We start from the raw sequence: 17494 nt of genomic DNA on the forward strand, positions 1-17494 counted from the left end.
ACATAAGTTTTGATATATGGCAGCTTAATACTGCGTGCGACAAATCAATAAACTCAGCACAATTGGATATATATAGAAATGTATAAATCTGGATGCATCTTCTGTTTTGAAGTGTCCATCAAGCCCCTGATTTGGGAATTAACTTTAGTGTTGCAGCAGTGTTAGCATTTACAGTCTGATTTTCCCAAAGCATGGGATGATATTCAATTTTGCGCCAAGGTTCAACCATATCTGTGTAGTGAGTATGGAAGGCATGACCTGACTGCCCGGGTGTATGAATTGCTACTGAATTGTCAAGATTTTTTAAATCTACAATCATCCGCAGTGAAGGAATATCAGTGACCTCAAAAGATTTGTTTGCTTGCCAGCGATTAGCGTTCACTGTTTCGCCATTACCAGCCGTAGGAAAGCTACCACGATTAAATAAAGCTTCAATTGCTGCCACTCCAGATTTACCTAAGGTAGCATTGCGAAATGTAATGGTATGCAACTTACCCCAGTTCCAGGATTTCGGGTCTTTGCCTTGAATCCGTTCGAGTTCATCTACCGCTTCTGTAAAAGCCTGTCGCAGGATTTGGTCGCGGTTCTCAACTTTAGGGGTGTTGTGGTTATCCCACCAGCTACTATTTGGCTGTTTGACGAGATTTTTTACTACCTCATACCAGCGATCGCCTCCATCAGGGAAGTACTCAGTAGGTAACTGATCGTGAAAAGTATCTGCTAGCAAATGTTTCCAGAATACTTCAAATAAAGCAGCCGCAGGCGATGGCATTCCTAGCTGCAAATTCCAATTTAGTAGTAATTTCTTAGCTGCTTCCAAACGTGAGCTATCCAGGGAGATAGTTTCAAATAGTGGTAACAGGGTTTGGGCATTCAAATTCCGGTTATCCCCCTGCATCGACTGCACATCTAGCAAAGATAGAGGTTGATTTGGCTGTGAAATCATCTCGACAATGCGCTGTGCGCGGTAGCCATAAACCCAGTCTGTGGTAATCAAATAAGGATATTGATTTTGTACCAAATTGTTAGCAGTAGCAATGTAACCTTGAGGTGGATTAAAACTTTTGGGTAACTGCTCAAAGTCAATATAGCCTTGCCACTCGTATTCATCCGTCCAACCGGGAACAGGATAACGCCCATTCCCTTGAGAGCGAATTGGTAATTTACCAGGCATTTGGTAGCCAATGTTGCCATCAATGTCAGCATAGACTAAGTTCTGGGCAGGAACATCAAAGTTCTTCGCCGCCATGCGGAACTCTTGCCAGTTTTGGGCACGATTCAGTAAGGGAATAGCATATCCCAAGGTTGCAGGTTCTAAGGCTGTCCAGCGCAAGGCAACAGCATATTTTGGTGGGATTTCTACCCCGTGATTTACTGGGAACTGCTGTAACTTGGGTGAGACATCAGAGAGAATGGGACCGTGTCTGGTGTAGCGCACTATTTGGATAATTGGCTGACTCCCAGCAACTTGAATCGTCTCTTTCACGAGTTGCATATCCACCCATTTACCATTGACCTCATACTGGTTAGGGTTATCTGGGTTGATTTTCTCAATGTATAAATCCATGACATCTGGTTCAACATTGGTTACACCCCAAGCAATGCGATCGCTATGACCGATAATTACTCCCAGCATCCCCGCAAAGGAAAAGCCACTCACATTGTAGGGACATTCCTGACTCTTGGGTGTACAGTACAGACCAACCTCGTACCAAATAGAAGGCATTTGTGCTGCTAGGTGTGGATCGTTGGCTAAGATCGGCTTACCTGTAGTCGTGCGTTTCCCAGATATTACCCAGTTATTCGAGCCAATACCAATTCCTCTAGAACCGATTAATTCTTGCAAAGCTAGCATTGGTTTGGTAATTGATTCCAAGGCTGGGGCAATTGCCGCGTTTGCCTTCTGAATAGTAGAAGCAATCAATTTTGTCTCGTCAAAATTGTTCTGCTCTCCTGTTTTCCTTTTTTTCAGGTCGGGTAAAATTACTGGTAAGTCTTGGGGATATGGTGGGAAAAGTTCCTCCACCTGGGCTAAGTTTAGAGTTTTGAGCAGAATGGTACGTTCAATTTCGCGCTCGAAGTTTCTGCCCAGGTCGTAAGCCATGACCTTACCCCAAGTTAGGGAGTGCAGCATTTGCCAAGGTTCTGGTTTATACTTAGGATTGAGCAATTTTAACACAGCATATTCCAGGCTCAGGGCATTGCCTTGATGCTCTGCCAGATAAGCATTTACTCCTTCAGCATAGGCTTCTAGATATGCCTGCATCTCTGCATTAACTTGTGCTATTTCTTGCTGCGCTACCCTTGCCCAACCCATTGTCCGCAAATACTTGTCAGTTGCTAGCTGGGAAGAACCAAACATTTCTGAGAGTCGCCCAGATCCGATGTGTCGCCAAAAGTCCATTTGCCAAAAGCGGTCTTGGGCGTGGATGTAGCCTTGCGCCATGAAGAGATCGTGGGAGTTGGCTGCGTAAATGTGGGGAACTCCCCAGCGATCGCGCTGGACGGTTACCTCAGCTTTCAATCCAGAAAGAGCGATCGCTCCATTTTCTACAGGAAAGGATTGACGCACAGTATAAGTGGCAAATCCCGCTAGTAATAGACCCAACACTAGTATGACAATGACGAGATTTCTTAGTGCTTTGGGCAACCAAACTTTCCGGGATCTTCTCATTTACGTAGGTAGTGGCATTGTGAATCCAACCACGGGACATTGTACTGCTTGAAGTACGCTTGTGAGTTTCTCTACTTTTTACAAATGTAGGTTTTTGATCAAAGAGTAAGTTAAGACTCTCCTTTAAACGAGGAAATAAGCTTTTTCTTCCATGTCCTTCTTTGTTATCCCGTTTCCAACTTTATTGTGAAAACATACATCTGTCAGAACGACTCTCGTGCTACATGTATGTTTTCCTGTGGTGAGGATTTTGCGCCGATCATCTTAAAATCTACAATTGGTTGCACAGGTTGCATAGCAGTCAGATAAGATGACATCTGTGCCCCCAAATTTCGCAGGCAAGTAAGTTTATCATTACTGAAATTAATACTGCTAAAACTCTCCTTTGTGGCTTGAACAGATATTAAGTAGGTTTGGATATGCTTTGCTGTGGTGGAATCAACTGTTTGAACAAACCCATTAAATACAACTATATCTAGGTGTTGAGCTAAATCGGCTGCGAAAACTTCGCTAATCGTTCGCAAAGTGATAGCAGCTACTATATCTTGATATAACTCCTCAATTTCGATTGGCTTTCTAGTTACGCCGTGAATCTCATCTTTAATATGGTCATATTTGACCTCTGCTATTGTTGGGATAATTTTAGCAGCAGGCAGTTCATACTCAATAACTAATTGTTTAAATGCAGGTATATAGGCTACTTGAAATTCTTGGGTAAATGCTACCTTATCTTGATTTGTATAGGAAATGTATTGGTACTCTTCCAAAGATGGATATTCTGATCGTTCTAATACCATCTCGTTATAGATTGCTACAGCAGATTCTTCAGCCTCTTGGTAAGCGGCTTCTAACTCATCTACCTCAGCATTACGCTTTTTAATATCTAAAATAAAACTATGTTTTTTCCATTCATAGTTTGCTTTAAGATGCTCTAGATATACTTGACGGCTATTTTCTGCTTCTTCATGTTTTTTCTTAGTAATTTCGTAGTCTAATTCTGCTTTTTTTACCCTATTTATATATTGCTCTTCTAAAAAAGGTAGCAGTTGGATGAGCCACTGAGGAGGAGATTTCGGCTTGTAAAATTGTGTCAGTTTTGATCTTGTTAATAACTCCTGCGCTACTTCTATTGCAGGAAATGTTTCCCGAATCCGCAAGTCTTCAAATGAGATTAAATCTTCTATCTTGAGAGTGTGTGCTAAGAGCGTTTGCAACTCATGTATCCATTCTGCTAGTTCCCCATTAATATCATCGACATCAGCCAAACGTTGTTCTAAGTAATTATGCTTACTCTGCTTTGGTCTTTGTTGTAAAGCTTTTTCATTTTCACGGACAGCTAGTTTCATTTGAATTGCAGCCTGCCTTTGAGCACGGGCAACTTTTTTAGCAGTATCTTTCATCAAACCAGTTGGTCTGCTTCTACGTGGCATTCTCAAAAACTCCTGTTTTTTTTATACAAAATTTTTATAAGTAAAAGATAAAGTTCCTTTTATTCTCAGGCTACCTAAACTAATTGGCTGTGTTCTGCCTGTAAATAGTAATCCTAGCTTATATTCCAATGGCTCAGTATGTTATTGGTATTAAAAGTCAGTACTGTCAGTAATAATCTCTGGGACATAACTGAGCAACCATGTTGCAAAAAAAATTTAGATGCTTGTAACCCCATAATAAATGCTGATAGCGATAGCCACCAGTATTTCAAAATCCTTTAACCGTAAAAACAAGATAGCTTTATGTAAGTTTTTTAACCACATAAATATCAAAACTTCGATACTTCAAAAAGGACTTTACACCTTCGTGGGAGATATTAGTGCATTAGAGGCTACTTTTAAACAAAAGTAAAGATTGAAAAATGAAGACATAGTTTTGTATCCATCTTAGAGAAAACCGTATATTAATCGATCTTCTCTGAAACGTGGAGTAAATAAAATGCAAAACTTGAGATAGTTAGATTACGAAGTATGGTAGCGTAAACACCACCTAGATTGACGCTGCGTTAGGAACGTAACGCACCTTAGAAAAATTGCAGGTGTTTTAATCTACATTCCTAAGTAGTAATTCATCAAACAATTTGCCAATCAATCAAGATAATCGCAGCCTCCATGTTTCTCTGTCAATTCTCCAGCTATACCGACTTAATTAAACCTCAAATGCCTTGGCTGAGAAAATTTTCTGCCTAACAAACATAAGTCTGACATTTTGAGAGTCAACCTAATTACTAGCACTGTCACGGGTAAAACTAAAATCTAAAGAAAATATAAGGAATCCAAAGATGAGGGCGTGAGTAATAACTTGAGTTTGCTTGCTTCACATTTCTTGAAAAAGAATTTTTTAACACAGCTACAATAATTTCCAGGAAACTCTCTAGCAAAAGTTATAATACCGAGAATTATTCTGCAAGTCTTTTCGGCTCGGATGAAGGAAGGTAAGAAATGGGATTAGCTGGGTTAAGAATTGTGTTGATGGAGCCAGCTGGTCCAATGAATGTAGGGTCGATCGCTAGGGCAATGAAAAATTTTGGACTAAATCATCTGGTCATAGTCAATCCCCAATGCGATCCGCTGTCAATGGAAGCTATGAGAATGGCGGTTCATGCCAAAGAGATTTTAGAATCTGCTATTTTGGTGGCGACATTACCCGAAGCTTTGCAGGGATGTGTAAGAGTGGTAGCCACTACTGGAAGAGTTCGCAGCCAAGAAACGCCTTTAGAAAATCCCGGTGCCGCACTACCTTGGTTACTAGAAGAATTAGAAAAACCCGTAGCGCTAATTTTTGGTAGGGAAGATCGGGGATTAAGCAATGAAGAATTAAACTATGCTCAGCGGTTTGTGAGGATTCCCACACATGAGAGTTATCAATCTCTCAATTTGGCTACGGCTGTGGCCATCTGCTGTTATGAACTGGCACAATTTACAGAATTATCTGCAACTCAGTCACCATCAACAGAACTCGCACCTTGGGATGTGGTGGAAGCTTATTACCAACAATTAGAATCTTTACTGCTGAAGATAGGTTATCTTTATCCCCATACCGCAGCTAGCCGAATGGAGAAATTTAGGCAACTATATAATCGTACACACCTGCAAACGACTGAAGTAGCTATGTTGCGCGGGATTTTGCGGCAAGTTGAATGGGCACTTACAAACCATAGCGATCGTGAAATCTTGTAATTCATCGATTAATATGTACGCATTCATCCCCCCAAAATAGATAATATGGCCTAAACTAAACACAAAAATGCTACTTAGTGGCAAAAAGTGATTTCAGTATTAGATTGCTTGAGGAGTGAGTTTTGGGCCGGGAGTCAGCAGGAAAAAAATCGATTGGGTCACAAGGAGTAGCGGTGTCAGAATCGAGCGACAAACTAAGAGCTTTCTCGCGGCGTCAAACCGGAAACCGCCGCCAGCGTCCACCCAAAGTCCAAAAAGTGGAACCCAAAAAAGTGAAAGTTCCCAACCAAAAGCGTGCTGTCGCTAAAGAAGCCACGCTTACACGGGTAACTAAGAGCGCTAATAACTCTCCAATGGCGGCTGGGGTATCAAGGTCAAGACCTAGACTGGTAATGCCAGCAGCGGTGAAACCAATCCCTAGAACGAAGGTAACGGCTCCTCAAGTACAACCCAATACTGTAAAGTTGAAGACAGTACGGGTCGATCGGCATGGGTCGCCTAAAACAGCCATGCGATCGCGCAAGACACGTTTAAAACCAATGGCGAGAACACTGCTGTATACCATGCGGCTGTTGATTGTGGGAGTTGGTATCGGCGCGATTATGGGCACGGTTTTGTCTGTATTAGACCCTGCTACTCGGATGACACCAACTTCTTCAACATCTAATACTAATGCTGGGCAATCCCAACCTCAACCTACCCCAACTGCTCAAACGCCTTCTGGGTTATATTTATCCCAAGAAATTACCTCGTTGAAAACTGCCGTGCAAAATTTGGCGGCAGCAAATCCAAATCTGACACCGGGAGTTTTGTTAGTAGATTTGGATACAGGTGCTTATGTAGATGTGAATAGCGCTGCCAGTTTTCCAGCGGCTAGTACGATTAAAGTACCAATTTTGGTCGCCTTCTTCCAAGATTTAGATGCGGGGAAAATCCGCTTGGATGAAATGTTGACCATGCAGCAACAGATGATTGCTGGTGGCTCCGGAAATATGCAATACAAGCCTGCTGGAACTCAGTACACGGCTTTAGAAGTTGCCACTAAAATGATTACCATCAGCGACAATACAGCCACAAATATGCTGATTGCTCGACTGGGAGGAATAGAAGCGCTTAACCAGCGTTTCCGCAGTTGGGGTTTGACAACTACAGCAATTCGCAATCAACTCCCAGATTTACAAGGGACAAATACTACTAGTCCCAAGGAATTAGCAACTTTGTTGGCGATGGTAAATCAAGGGAATTTGGTGAGTATGCGATCGCGCGATCGCCTGCTTGATATCATGCGCCACACCGAAAGAGACACTTTACTACCTTCTGGTTTGGGAGCAGGCGCTAGTATTGCCCACAAAACAGGCGATATTGGCACAATGCTGGCAGATGCGGGTTTAGTTGATATCTCAACTGGCAAGCGCTACATAGCCGCAGTGATGGTACAGCGTCCCAATAACGACCCCCGTGCCGAAAAGCTGATTAGTGCAATTTCTCGTGCCGCTTACCAACAATTTAGCCAAAATGCGGTTATGCCTAGTGGCACTACAACCAATATGCCTGCACCTGGTTATCAGTCACCAGTCATGGCTCCTCCTGTACCCAACAGTACAATCAATACTGTACCCATGCCCAACAGTACAGGTAGTACTGTACCGATGAATGGTTATCAATCGCCAGTCATGGTTCCTTATCCTAACAGCATGGTAAACCCTATGCCTAATACTGGTTATCCATCATCTCCAATGATGAATCCTCAGTATTATCCACCCAGGTAAGTAGGGTGACAAGGGAGTGAGAGAGAGGGTGGGAAGTGTGGGGAGAAATTGGACAAGGGAAGGCAGTCCCGATGAAAAAATTTCATCGCCATGTATGAAAGGGGGACAAGGGGATGAGGGGATAAGGAGAATAACTTCTAACTCTCAACTCAGCACTCAGCACTTTCAAGGCAGGGAAAAAATAAATAACTCTTGACTTTTGACCCTTGACTCTTGACAACCTTAGCGCGAAATATACAATTTAAATGCGTCGTAGCTTATTTCATAGAAGTTAACAAAAATATAATGAAGTATGAAAAAAAGGTGAAGTATTTAGCATAAAGGATGAAAATAAAATTGGAATAGTTCATTTCAAATTTCATCATTAATACTTTACGTTTCATCATTCATTTAATATGGAATCAACTTCACCTTCAATCGAATTTTTTGCTGGACTTTTTGAAGATCTGAGCAATGTAAGTTTGCGACGCGAAGTCCGTACAGGTAAACGCATAGTTGTGATGTTTTTCGAGAAATTGCAAGCTTTAGAAGGGTTTAACAGCTTTACGAAACCATCTTTGAATTCCTTGCGTTTAACTGATGAAGAAGGTGAAATTAATATTACTCCTGCTTCTACTCGATTCATTTTTGGAGGTGATGAAGGGGATGAACTACAGCGAGTCGAGTGTCAATTAGAAATTGAGCAGGACGAGCGTTGGGAAAGATTTATGCGATTTATGCATCGCTATGCTGCGGCTAATGGCATGGAATATGGTGAACGTTAGATTTTACTTGCGATCGCTGCTCGGAATGTTAGGTGATTTTGACCATATTAACAGCCCCACTGCCGCAAGATATAATAGCGGCGGTTGCGTCATTGTGTTATGTAGCAACCACCTTTGTATTTTGCATTTTTTAGCAACTATAGCAGTCCTATTTCATTTGTGAAAAAACAAATTACATTTGTAGATCCTTCTTTCCTGTTCCCTGGCTCAACGAGTAATGCTAATATACGGATTAAGTGACAAACCTGCAATCTGCTGTACTTGTAATGATTTTATGGGTGAGGGCGGGTGCAATATAATGAATTAGGATCGTTATAGTCGTGATGGCTAGCCTTTGTTTTGTCATCTGGGTATTTGATTTCACAATACTTATCCAAGTTTATGCCAATTGGTATGGGTTCCCCAATAACAAAAGAATTATTTTTACCTTTGTTGATAGGTTTATATAAACAAACCCAACGAAAGATAGGCCAAACATTCTTGTATTGATTTTTGTAATCTATTCCTAATTTTTGAATAGGGATATTGTTTTTGACTTCATCAGTCTCGTCATATATAAAGTCTTTTGTACATACATCATTCAAATCAATTTTAGCTTCATAAGATTGGTATTTTGATGCCAAATTTTTTCTTTGTAGAATTTGAAAAATATTAAAACTAGAAATAACTAACAATAAAAATAAAACAATAAAAAAAGGATAACCAGCCGGATTTCTAGATAACTTAAGTACTGAATTTTGAGGCAACCTTTGTGGGTTTACTAGTGGTAATTTATTGCTCACTAAATTTTGATTAAGCTCAGGTTGTAGTTGTAATGTAGTTTCCGTCGCTTCCCTAAGTGCATTTAATGTTTCTGTAGCAGACTGATAGCGTAACTCAAAATTTTGGCACACCATTCTGTCTAGAACGTGAGCAAGAGCTTTGCTTACCTTGGGTGCATGTTTGTGCCAGACAAAATCCCCAGAGTTGCCTTTTTTTAAATCACAAGGGTGCAAGCTAGTTAAGGCTTGAATGGCGATCATTCCTACAGCGTAGATATCACTGCTTGGCTGGGGGTTACCGTTTTCTTGTTCGGTGGGCATATAACCAAAGGTTCCTACTTTATAGGTTATGCTGGCTTGCCCATTTAAATCAACTTCTAGAGTACTGATTTCTTTGACAGCCCCAAAGTCAATCATGACAATTTTGCCATCAGAGCTTCGCCGGATTAAATTCGATGGTTTGATGTCTCGATGGATCACACTTTGCTGATGGACAAATTCTAGGATTTTGAGAATATCCTCTAACAAAGTAATTACCTCATTCTCACTTAGATGATTACCTGGAGTGATTTCATGGCTCAGATCATAGCCATCAATCAATTCTTGAACTAGATAAAATTCTTCATTTTCCTGCTCAAAGTAGCCTAATAGTTTAGGAATTTGATCGTGCTTTTCTCCTAATCGCTCTAAAACTTTGGCTTCATTGGCAAACATTTTTCGAGCTTTCAATAAAATAATAGGGTTATTGCTTTGTAGGCTGAGTTGTTTAACTACACATTTAGGAGAGCTTGGTAGATGCATATCAACGGCCAGGTAAGTGATACCATATCCTCCTTGTTTCAGCCTTTTTTCAATTCGGTAACGTTCTCCGATTATTGTTCCGCTTTGGTTCATATGAGGCCATCCATTTACTAGTATATTGTTGTCAATTCATACAGTAGATTAGGGAACGGATTACCTATCGTTAAACTTTCAGGGCTTGATTGTGACGAAATCTTATATGCGATAACTAATAGCCAAAAAACCGCTAACCTCATTATCTTAGGCAGTTACAGCATTGTTTTTGATGAAAACTATTTTTTATCAGTACTATGTTAACTTCAAAGCCTACTGAAGCTTTTCCAAAAATTTGAAAACAATATTTATATATAATTTTGCATTTCAACTAATATTATTTTTACTAGTTATGAATAGTGCCACCCAGGTGCGATGAGTTTGTTGTATATAAAATTTTACATTATTAAAACACCTAGGGGTTGACGCTATATATCTGATAAAGATTATATTTTCTGATATCGCATTCCTGGTAGTTGCGAAACCAAACCCATAAGTTCTAACTGTAACAAAGCGCTGGAAACTGAGCCAGCAGCCAAGCCTGCTTTTTGGACAATAAAATCGAATGGTAAGGCATCAACACCAAGAGTAGCTATTACCTGTTGCAATTCTGGTGATAAATCTAGCAAAGTCAACTGCTGCGGTGTTGAAGATTCTGCAACTGCATCCAGTTTTGGTATTGCGCCCAGCATTTTTAAGAGTTCGTCTAGTTCTTTAAGAATTATAGAAGCTCCTTGACTAATTAATTTTAAACATCCTTGGGATGGATGGTCGTCTACTCTGCCAGGTAATGCATAGACATCTCTGCCGAAATCATTGGCGTAGGTGGCGGTAATTAAAGCACCAGATTTTAATGGTGCTTCTATAACTAAGATGGCACGGCTTAAACCTGCAATAATGCGATTGCGGCGGGGAAAGTGGCTGCGATCTGGTGGGGTTTTGGCAGGATATTCACTTACAACTAATCCCGCGCTCAAAATTTGTTTATACAAATCCCGGTTTTTGGTTGGATAGATGACATCTACACCTGTACCTAAAACTGCGATCGTCCGTCCACCTGCTTTCATCGTTGCTAAGTGGCTTTCGGTATCAATTCCCTCAGCCATCCCAGAAACAACAGTAAAGCCGTTTTTCGCCAAAGCTGTACTAATCTGGCGAGTCCAACGGATACCGTAATCTGAAGGTTGGCGAGTCCCCACAATGCCAACTAAGGGTTTGTTTCCGAGATTTTCTTGCAGTTCTACTTCACCGCGATAGTACAAACTTGCGGGTGGACTAGGAGTTTCTAATAGCAGGCGGGGATAATCTGCATCTGCTGGTGTCCAAAAATGGGGATTTTCCTGTTCGTGCTTGAGGAGTAGTTGTTCTGGATGCAGACGCGATCGCTGTTTTACTACTTTTTCTAATGTCTGAAAACCAAAACCTTCTACCTGTGCCAATTCAGCCGCAGTCGCTTTCCAAGCTATTGCCAGCGTGCCAAAATGCTGTTGCAAGCGTCCTAGCAATACTGGGCCAATCCCAGAGATTTGCGACCAAGCTAACCAATACGCGCGTTCTTCTGCCACTTATCCATCCTCACACCAACTGGATTGAGTATTCCCAAATTCGGTTGATTGATTATTGATGGGAATAAATCAACCTGGAACAGCAGCACTAAATTATTGATAAATCTTGACTAATGGCACATGAGCATTGAGTATTAAATATTGATTTTGTTATTCTCCCTAGCCATGAAATTTTTCCGTCGATTGCTGTTATGCCTATTTGGGTGTTTAATATTTTTGATTCTTGATGCTCTTACGGTTTCATTGCCAAGTTTGGCATCTGAAAAACTTATTGTTAGATATGGTTTGTTTGAGCAATCCCTACCTATAGCAGACATTCGTAAGTATGCTGAAAACCAACAAGTTTCTTCAGATCTTCAATCTTTTCTGCGTTATCTTAGCCCTGAACAACAGCAACAGTTACAGGCAGCTTTGCAAATAAAAATGTCTCTTGATATTTCTGCTGTAGATAAGCTAACAGATACCATAGTTGGTAAGCAAATTTTATATTTTGCATCTCAAGCAATTGACCGCCGCGATCAAGCTGGTGTCTCAGCATTAAGATCTGCGATTATTTTAGGTGCTAAATCCCCAGAAGGTCTGGGTATAGTCAGCTTTTTAGAAGCTTACCCGAGTAGTAGATTAGTTGTTGACTTACCAAAAGCTTTAAAGTTAGTTAGTATGTCAAACTTATTTTCTAGTGATTCTAATGAAAAACCAAAGGATAATTTAGATTCTTCAGTTTTAAGTAAACTTGCATTTCAATATCAAATATTTACCACTCAAGGTAAGCAATATTCAGGCTGTTTGTTTGGTGATTCTATTTCGGCGGGATTGGGCAATACTTTAGGTAATCAGAATTTTAATTTTGGCTTTAATGGTCTTAGCTCTATTTCATTGATTCCCCAACTTCAAAGTTTAAATGATAATAAGGTGAAATGCCAAAAAGCGATTATTGCTATTGGAGCAAATGATGCTTTGTATGGAATTAATGATGAATTATTTAGCAAAAATCTGCAAGAGGCGATCGCACTTGTCAGAAAAATGAACTCGCAGGAGGTTTTTCTGATTCCAGCTTTTTACTCAACAGTTGCAGCTAGCTCAAATCCTACTTTAGCTGCACGACTATCTAGAGTTGAACAAATTAATACTTTAATTAATCAAGTTGCAGCCAGAGAAAAAGTGCCAGTGCGAGAGGAAGATGTAGCACCATTGTATGAAAATAAAGTTCTGAAACAGAATTTAACAACTGATGGTGTCCATCTCAATGCAGAAGGACTCAAGATTTACAAAGGAGCATTATTACAAATCCTTGGTAAATAATCTCATTTAATTTTTACGCTTTCCAATTAAAAAACTGTGCATAAATATAAGCGATCGCTTCATCAATCACTGTACGTACACCTTGGCTATAACGCCACCATTTTTTAGGATCGTAATCTTGTGTTTTAGCTGCGATCACACCTACATGAATCTGAGGAGCCAGTACTTTTTTAAATAGCAGCCAACTCCTGCGAGTATGCGCATCCCAGGAGAAAAGATTAATTGATTTAGGCTGTAAATTTGACTTGGATAACCAGCGGCTAAATTCGGCAGCAGATGTATAGCTACGATCTTTAATTACGTAAGGTGCAGGTACAGCTACCAGCTTATCTGGTGCTAAACCCAGTCTTTTTAAGGTGGCTGCTGCTACATCTGCAAAGCTGTTGTATACCGTTAAATAAGTTCCTTGCTCTAAAGTGCCTCCTGTGGTGATTATTTGGCGATAATTACCGCTTTTAAATTCAGCTAGCGCTTGTTGTAGTGCATAGTCTGGTAACCATCCTTCCACAACTAATAATTCTGCTGATTTGATGGGAGAAGTAACCGCCAGAAATGGATGTATATGAGTAATCGTGAAATTGATTAAAGCAACCATCAATGCGATCGCAATTATCCAACCCTGAACTGTCAGCAACCACATTTCTTGGCGTTTAATCAGTCGAATTTTAGGAAGTTTTAGCCGCTGGCGATTTTGTTTCTTCTGCATTAAACCTTTTCTGAACCCTGTTTTTTCAAATAAGCAAACACAGATTTATCTCCAATATCAGCAGGAATTGCTTGTACTGTCTTACGCAAGGCAAATACTAAAAACAAAATTGCCCAAATTCCCAATAGAACTTGTTCTAACTGAATTGGTAAAATCCCCACCAAATGACCTAACAATAACAGTGGGACTATGAAGGTTAATATCTTTGTTTCTAGGCGATTAAAGCAAAAAGCTTCTTTAAAATAAATTCCAGTCAAGGCAACGAAGATAAATCCTACTCCGAATAAGGTAAGAGGATGATTGTAAATGGTAACAGCCAAAGATTCATTACTAGAAAGCGCCAATCCTACTGATGCAATGCCACCAATCGCCCAAAAAACCTGTAAAAATCGGTGCAGTATTGCCATGTATATGTGGATGGTTAACAAACTAACACCAAGAGCAAGAGTAAAACAGGCAAATAGCGGAGTTAGCACCGCGAAATTTGTTGGGTGATTGTTGAACAATACTAAAGCGCTACCTATAGCAAAGCTGAGTGCAGCTATCATTAATCCAGCACGATAGATAATTACACCAGTGCGATCGCTCTGAGTAATTGTAAATTCCCCAAACTGACCTTGATAAACTTCTGGTGCTGATAATGTTTGCGTAGTCATAATAAATCAGTTATGAGTCTGAATTGATATTTAGTCCCTTCTAGTCTAATAACAAATGACTAATGACTAATGACCAAAAACACACAAAGACGCGAAGAGCTTGGGACGCAAAGCTCACACCTCTCAAGATCGACGCACTTGGTCATTTGCCTCCGACTTCATATCATGTTCTCTGAAAATCCTCTCCTCCCTCTGTTGCCTTAATGGTAAATCTTTCAAGGAACACGATATCAGCCGTGGAGAACAAAAATCTATTCCAGATTTGAATCCTTACGCTTCTTGATCTATGGGTTTTAAGAGCGTCTGGCGTGTTTCCCTGCCCCTGTTTCCTCTTCAATTCAGGGTAAATGCATTTTAAAGAAAACTCACTTTTTCAGAAAATCTCTGATTTGTTGTGTAGTTATATTTAGTTAAATTTGCCTACGAGTTCAATTTTATACTTTTTAACCAAATACCTTCTGGAGAATTTATGCGTTTAATGACAAAGTTAACAGCGGGATTGTTGACTTTTGCAACATTGATAGCTGGAATATTGCCAGCAATGGCTCGTCCGGCGACCTTAACGACTAGAAGTAATCTGCGAACAAGTGCATCTTTGACAGCAACCGTAGAGGAAATCTTACCATCGGGCAGTAATGTGGAGGTTTTGAATATTACAGGGGGAGATGATGGCGATTATTGGTACTTTGTGCAACCAACGGTGGAAGGGACAGCAAGCGGTTGGATACGGAGCGATTTAGTCAGTTTTAAGCCAAACAACAAGCGTTATGCCACCATAGCAGGGAATCGCGGGTATAAAATTAACGTGCGTTCTTCTCCCAACTTAAGAAGTAAGGTTCTGTACAATGCGCTGTCAGGTGATTTGGTGACGGTTGAAGATTCCTATCAACAGGCGGGTCAATATCGTTGGTATCGCATCAAGTTCCCAAATAATATTAATGGTTGGGTGCGAGAAGATCTGCTATCGATATGGCCGCAAGGATGTATTATCACTTGTCCTGCAAATTAGGCGATCGCAGCTGGTCAAAATCAATCAAGGTAAAGCCAACCTTGATTGTGCCAGTTTACGTTGCATTTACCTTGCTAATAACTTCTAGACTATCTTGCAAGTTGATCTGCAATCGGGAATGTGCATTACCGCTATTGATGGCAATTTCTACCCAGCCGTGACTCCCAACTAAAGCGATCGCCTCTCCAACCTGAACATCGCTGTAAGTTGCACACCCCGGTATAGTCAACCCACGAACTTGCACGCACCAGGTTTTACCTTGCACATAACTCCCAGGAATATTGCTGACTAAGTTGCCAAAGTGGTCAATATATTGAATACAACCCATTACACCAATGCTTGTCTCTTTGCATTCACCGATATTTAGCTGTACCAAAGTTGCTGAATCAATTTCTTGTCCTAGTTCTTGGATAGGTACACCACTGGCAAGATTAGCTCCCACTGGTGCAAAGATATCTCTACCGTGGAATGTGTTACTGGGTTGAGGAGTTCGCCAATAGTTAAAATTTGTTAATTCAATTGCTGCGATCGCTGGATTTTGACTGAGTACTCCACTAAAGATGCCATTATCTGGCCCTACTAGAAATCCTTGGGCAAATTCTACGGCGATCGCCCTTCGCCTGCTTCCCACCCCCGGATCTACCACAGCTAAATGCACTGTTCCCACAGGGAAATAAGCATAAGCATTCATTAAGCAAAACCTAGCGGCGGCGATATTTTGCGGCGGAATCTGGTGCGTCAAGTCTACCAGCGTCAGTTTAGGGTTGATTTGGGCAATTACTCCCTTCATTACACCCACATACACATCGCGATCGCCAAAATCGCTCAATAACGTTAGAACGCTTGCTTTGGCATCAAGGATTTGTAATTGCTCCATTGATATATACCATGTGTATCTATAAATAGATAATAAGACAGATTTTTCTGTAACAAAGACTACGAAATTTGTGCTATATTAAGAAAACAAGACAAAGATAGTGAAAGATAACCAGGTGATCTTTATGAATACAACTAGAGTACAAGCTGCTAATAAAGCTCAAGAAGCTCACAGACAAAATATTCAAAGAGATATAGAACGTCGCTTGCAAGTAGCCAGAGCTAAGGGCGACGACAAGCTAATTCGCCAATTGGAAGACGAAATGAGATACTGCGCTTAAATCAAGTCTTCAAATTTATAGTTTTGTTGTGTGTAAACCCGCCGTAGCGGGTTTTTATGTTTTTAGTGATTAACTTGAGGATGCTTAGTATCAAGCATCTACTCGCACAATAGTAAGACAGCACTGCAAAGAGAAATTATCAAAAAACTTCTTAAACTACAAGCACGCAACTTAGTTGCGTGCTTGATCTGTAAATATAAATTAGACTTCAAGCTTTCCCATGTATAGGGAAGTTTTGAGACTATTTTAAGAAGCTAGCGCTTTCTTACGCTTCATCATCCAACCAAAACCTAGAGCCAGTGCTGTGCCACCTATAGTTAAGGGTTCAGGAACTTCTTTGAAAGCATGGTTATCACTTTCAAACGCTATACCACTAGTTCGTAGTACTATCTTGTTAAATTCTTGCCCGGCTCCAGAGAAAAAGTTAACGTAGGTTGACTGACTACCATTAGCGGTAACACCAGGAATAGTAGCACCAGTGAAACTTCCTAAAGAAACCGCATCTTTGAAGAACTCTACTGTGTTGTATGCGTCAATGGAACCCCAGTACAAGCCGAAGTAGTCTGCTGCTTTAGACAAAGCAATTGTTATAGGAGAATTGCTTCCTGCAACCCCAGATCCCACTGGAGCAATTGTTAGATATGGAGTTGTATCACCAGCTGGTGCACTATATTGTGAAGGTGCAGACCCAGAAATTACGGTAGTACCACCAGTACCAGAGTAACTAGCGTATCCAGTAGTTGGTGCTACACCACTGTCGAAATTTACTGTTTTTGTGCCAGGCTGGGTCGAGAATTGACCAGCAGTTGTATTTACGGTAAAAGCGCTAGCTGGTGCTACAAAAGATGTAACTACACCAGCGAAACCGATAATAGCACCAACTGTAGCAAAACTAAGCTTTCTAGCTAATTTCATGAAATTCTCCAAAAAAAGAAGTATTTGTTGATCGCAGCGGTAGGAGTTTCTGTATTTAGGTAGATGAGAAGCGAAGCGCTTGCTGAAAAATACGGTAGATTTAGGAATTGTGTTTTGGTCAATACTGGTCGTTTCAACCAGTATTGTTTGACTACTGTTGAATCTAAAGTCAAAACTTTTACAGAAAAATTAGTTTTCCTTCATCTACTTAT

Annotated in this window: 14 protein-coding genes; 6 read left to right on the forward strand and 8 right to left on the reverse strand. The window is 40.6% G+C overall.

Annotation, left to right across the window (positions count from 1 at the left end):
- Positions 1 to 118 precede the first annotated feature (118 nt).
- Positions 119 to 2674: a penicillin acylase family protein gene (locus BV375_RS05880; protein WP_086758263.1), complete on the reverse strand. Its 2556-nt coding sequence runs from the start codon at positions 2672 to 2674 to the stop codon at positions 119 to 121.
- 203 nt (positions 2675 to 2877) lie between these two features.
- Positions 2878 to 4104, reverse strand: coding sequence for a hypothetical protein (locus tag BV375_RS05885; RefSeq protein WP_086758265.1), 1227 nt, complete (start codon positions 4102 to 4104; stop codon positions 2878 to 2880).
- Between the two features lie 1002 nt (positions 4105 to 5106).
- On the opposite strand from BV375_RS05885, the gene BV375_RS05890 reads away from it, so the two are divergent.
- The 3 genes from BV375_RS05890 (at position 5107) to psb28 (ending at position 8377) form a co-directional block, all read left to right on the forward strand.
- A complete protein-coding gene (locus BV375_RS05890) occupies positions 5107 to 5844 on the forward strand; it encodes an RNA methyltransferase (protein ID WP_086758267.1) in 738 nt (245 codons plus the stop codon).
- 122 nt (positions 5845 to 5966) lie between these two features.
- Positions 5967 to 7613: a serine hydrolase gene (locus BV375_RS05895; RefSeq protein ID WP_086758269.1), complete on the forward strand. Its 1647-nt coding sequence runs from the start codon at positions 5967 to 5969 to the stop codon at positions 7611 to 7613.
- Between the two features lie 395 nt (positions 7614 to 8008).
- Positions 8009 to 8377 carry a photosystem II reaction center protein Psb28 gene (psb28, locus tag BV375_RS05900; protein ID WP_086758271.1) on the forward strand — a complete coding sequence of 123 codons (369 nt, stop codon included), beginning with the start codon at positions 8009 to 8011 and terminating at the stop codon, positions 8375 to 8377.
- Positions 8378 to 8649: 272 nt separating this feature from the next.
- Here psb28 and BV375_RS05905 read toward each other — a convergent pair whose 3' ends face one another.
- A complete protein-coding gene (locus tag BV375_RS05905) occupies positions 8650 to 10032 on the reverse strand; it encodes a serine/threonine-protein kinase (RefSeq protein ID WP_086758273.1) in 1383 nt (460 codons plus the stop codon).
- A gap of 386 nt (positions 10033 to 10418) precedes the next feature.
- Entirely contained in the window at positions 10419 to 11537 is a 1119-nt protein-coding gene (dprA, locus tag BV375_RS05910; RefSeq protein ID WP_086758275.1) for a DNA-processing protein DprA, read from the reverse strand.
- A 165-nt stretch (positions 11538 to 11702) separates the two neighbouring features.
- On the opposite strand from dprA, the gene BV375_RS05915 reads away from it, so the two are divergent.
- The gene (locus BV375_RS05915; RefSeq protein ID WP_086758277.1) at positions 11703 to 12839 is read left to right on the forward strand and encodes an alpha/beta hydrolase; all 1137 of its coding nucleotides are present in this window, start codon (positions 11703 to 11705) and stop codon (positions 12837 to 12839) included.
- Positions 12840 to 12852: 13 nt separating this feature from the next.
- On the opposite strand, the gene BV375_RS05920 is transcribed toward BV375_RS05915, so the two are convergent.
- Together BV375_RS05920 and BV375_RS05925 are read right to left on the reverse strand one after the other, a co-directional pair.
- Entirely contained in the window at positions 12853 to 13545 is a 693-nt protein-coding gene (locus BV375_RS05920) for an ElyC/SanA/YdcF family protein (protein WP_086758278.1), read from the reverse strand.
- Positions 13545 to 14201, reverse strand: coding sequence for a DUF2301 domain-containing membrane protein (locus BV375_RS05925; protein WP_086758280.1), 657 nt, complete (start codon positions 14199 to 14201; stop codon positions 13545 to 13547). Before BV375_RS05925 ends, BV375_RS05920 begins: the two co-directional genes overlap by 1 nt.
- 478 nt (positions 14202 to 14679) lie before the next feature.
- Here BV375_RS05925 and BV375_RS05930 point away from each other — a divergent pair, with 478 nt between their 5' ends.
- Positions 14680 to 15210: an SH3 domain-containing protein gene (locus BV375_RS05930; RefSeq protein WP_243713856.1), complete on the forward strand. Its 531-nt coding sequence runs from the start codon at positions 14680 to 14682 to the stop codon at positions 15208 to 15210.
- Between the two features lie 55 nt (positions 15211 to 15265).
- Here the strand turns inward: BV375_RS05930 and BV375_RS05935 are convergent, their stop codons facing one another.
- Positions 15266 to 16087, reverse strand: a complete 822-nt coding sequence (locus tag BV375_RS05935) for an SAM-dependent chlorinase/fluorinase (protein WP_086758284.1) — start codon at positions 16085 to 16087, stop codon at positions 15266 to 15268.
- A gap of 124 nt (positions 16088 to 16211) precedes the next feature.
- Here BV375_RS05935 and BV375_RS36605 point away from each other — a divergent pair, with 124 nt between their 5' ends.
- Complete coding sequence (locus tag BV375_RS36605; RefSeq protein ID WP_166507385.1) at positions 16212 to 16367, forward strand: hypothetical protein; 156 nt, start codon at positions 16212 to 16214, stop codon at positions 16365 to 16367.
- Positions 16368 to 16613: 246 nt separating this feature from the next.
- Here the strand turns inward: BV375_RS36605 and BV375_RS05940 are convergent, their stop codons facing one another.
- Entirely contained in the window at positions 16614 to 17282 is a 669-nt protein-coding gene (locus BV375_RS05940) for a PEP-CTERM sorting domain-containing protein (RefSeq protein WP_086758286.1), read from the reverse strand.
- Between the last annotated feature and the right edge of the window lie 212 nt (positions 17283 to 17494).

Origin of the sequence: Nostoc sp. 106C (assembly GCF_002154725.1) — a bacterium.
Lineage (GTDB): Bacteria > Cyanobacteriota > Cyanobacteriia > Cyanobacteriales > Nostocaceae > Aulosira.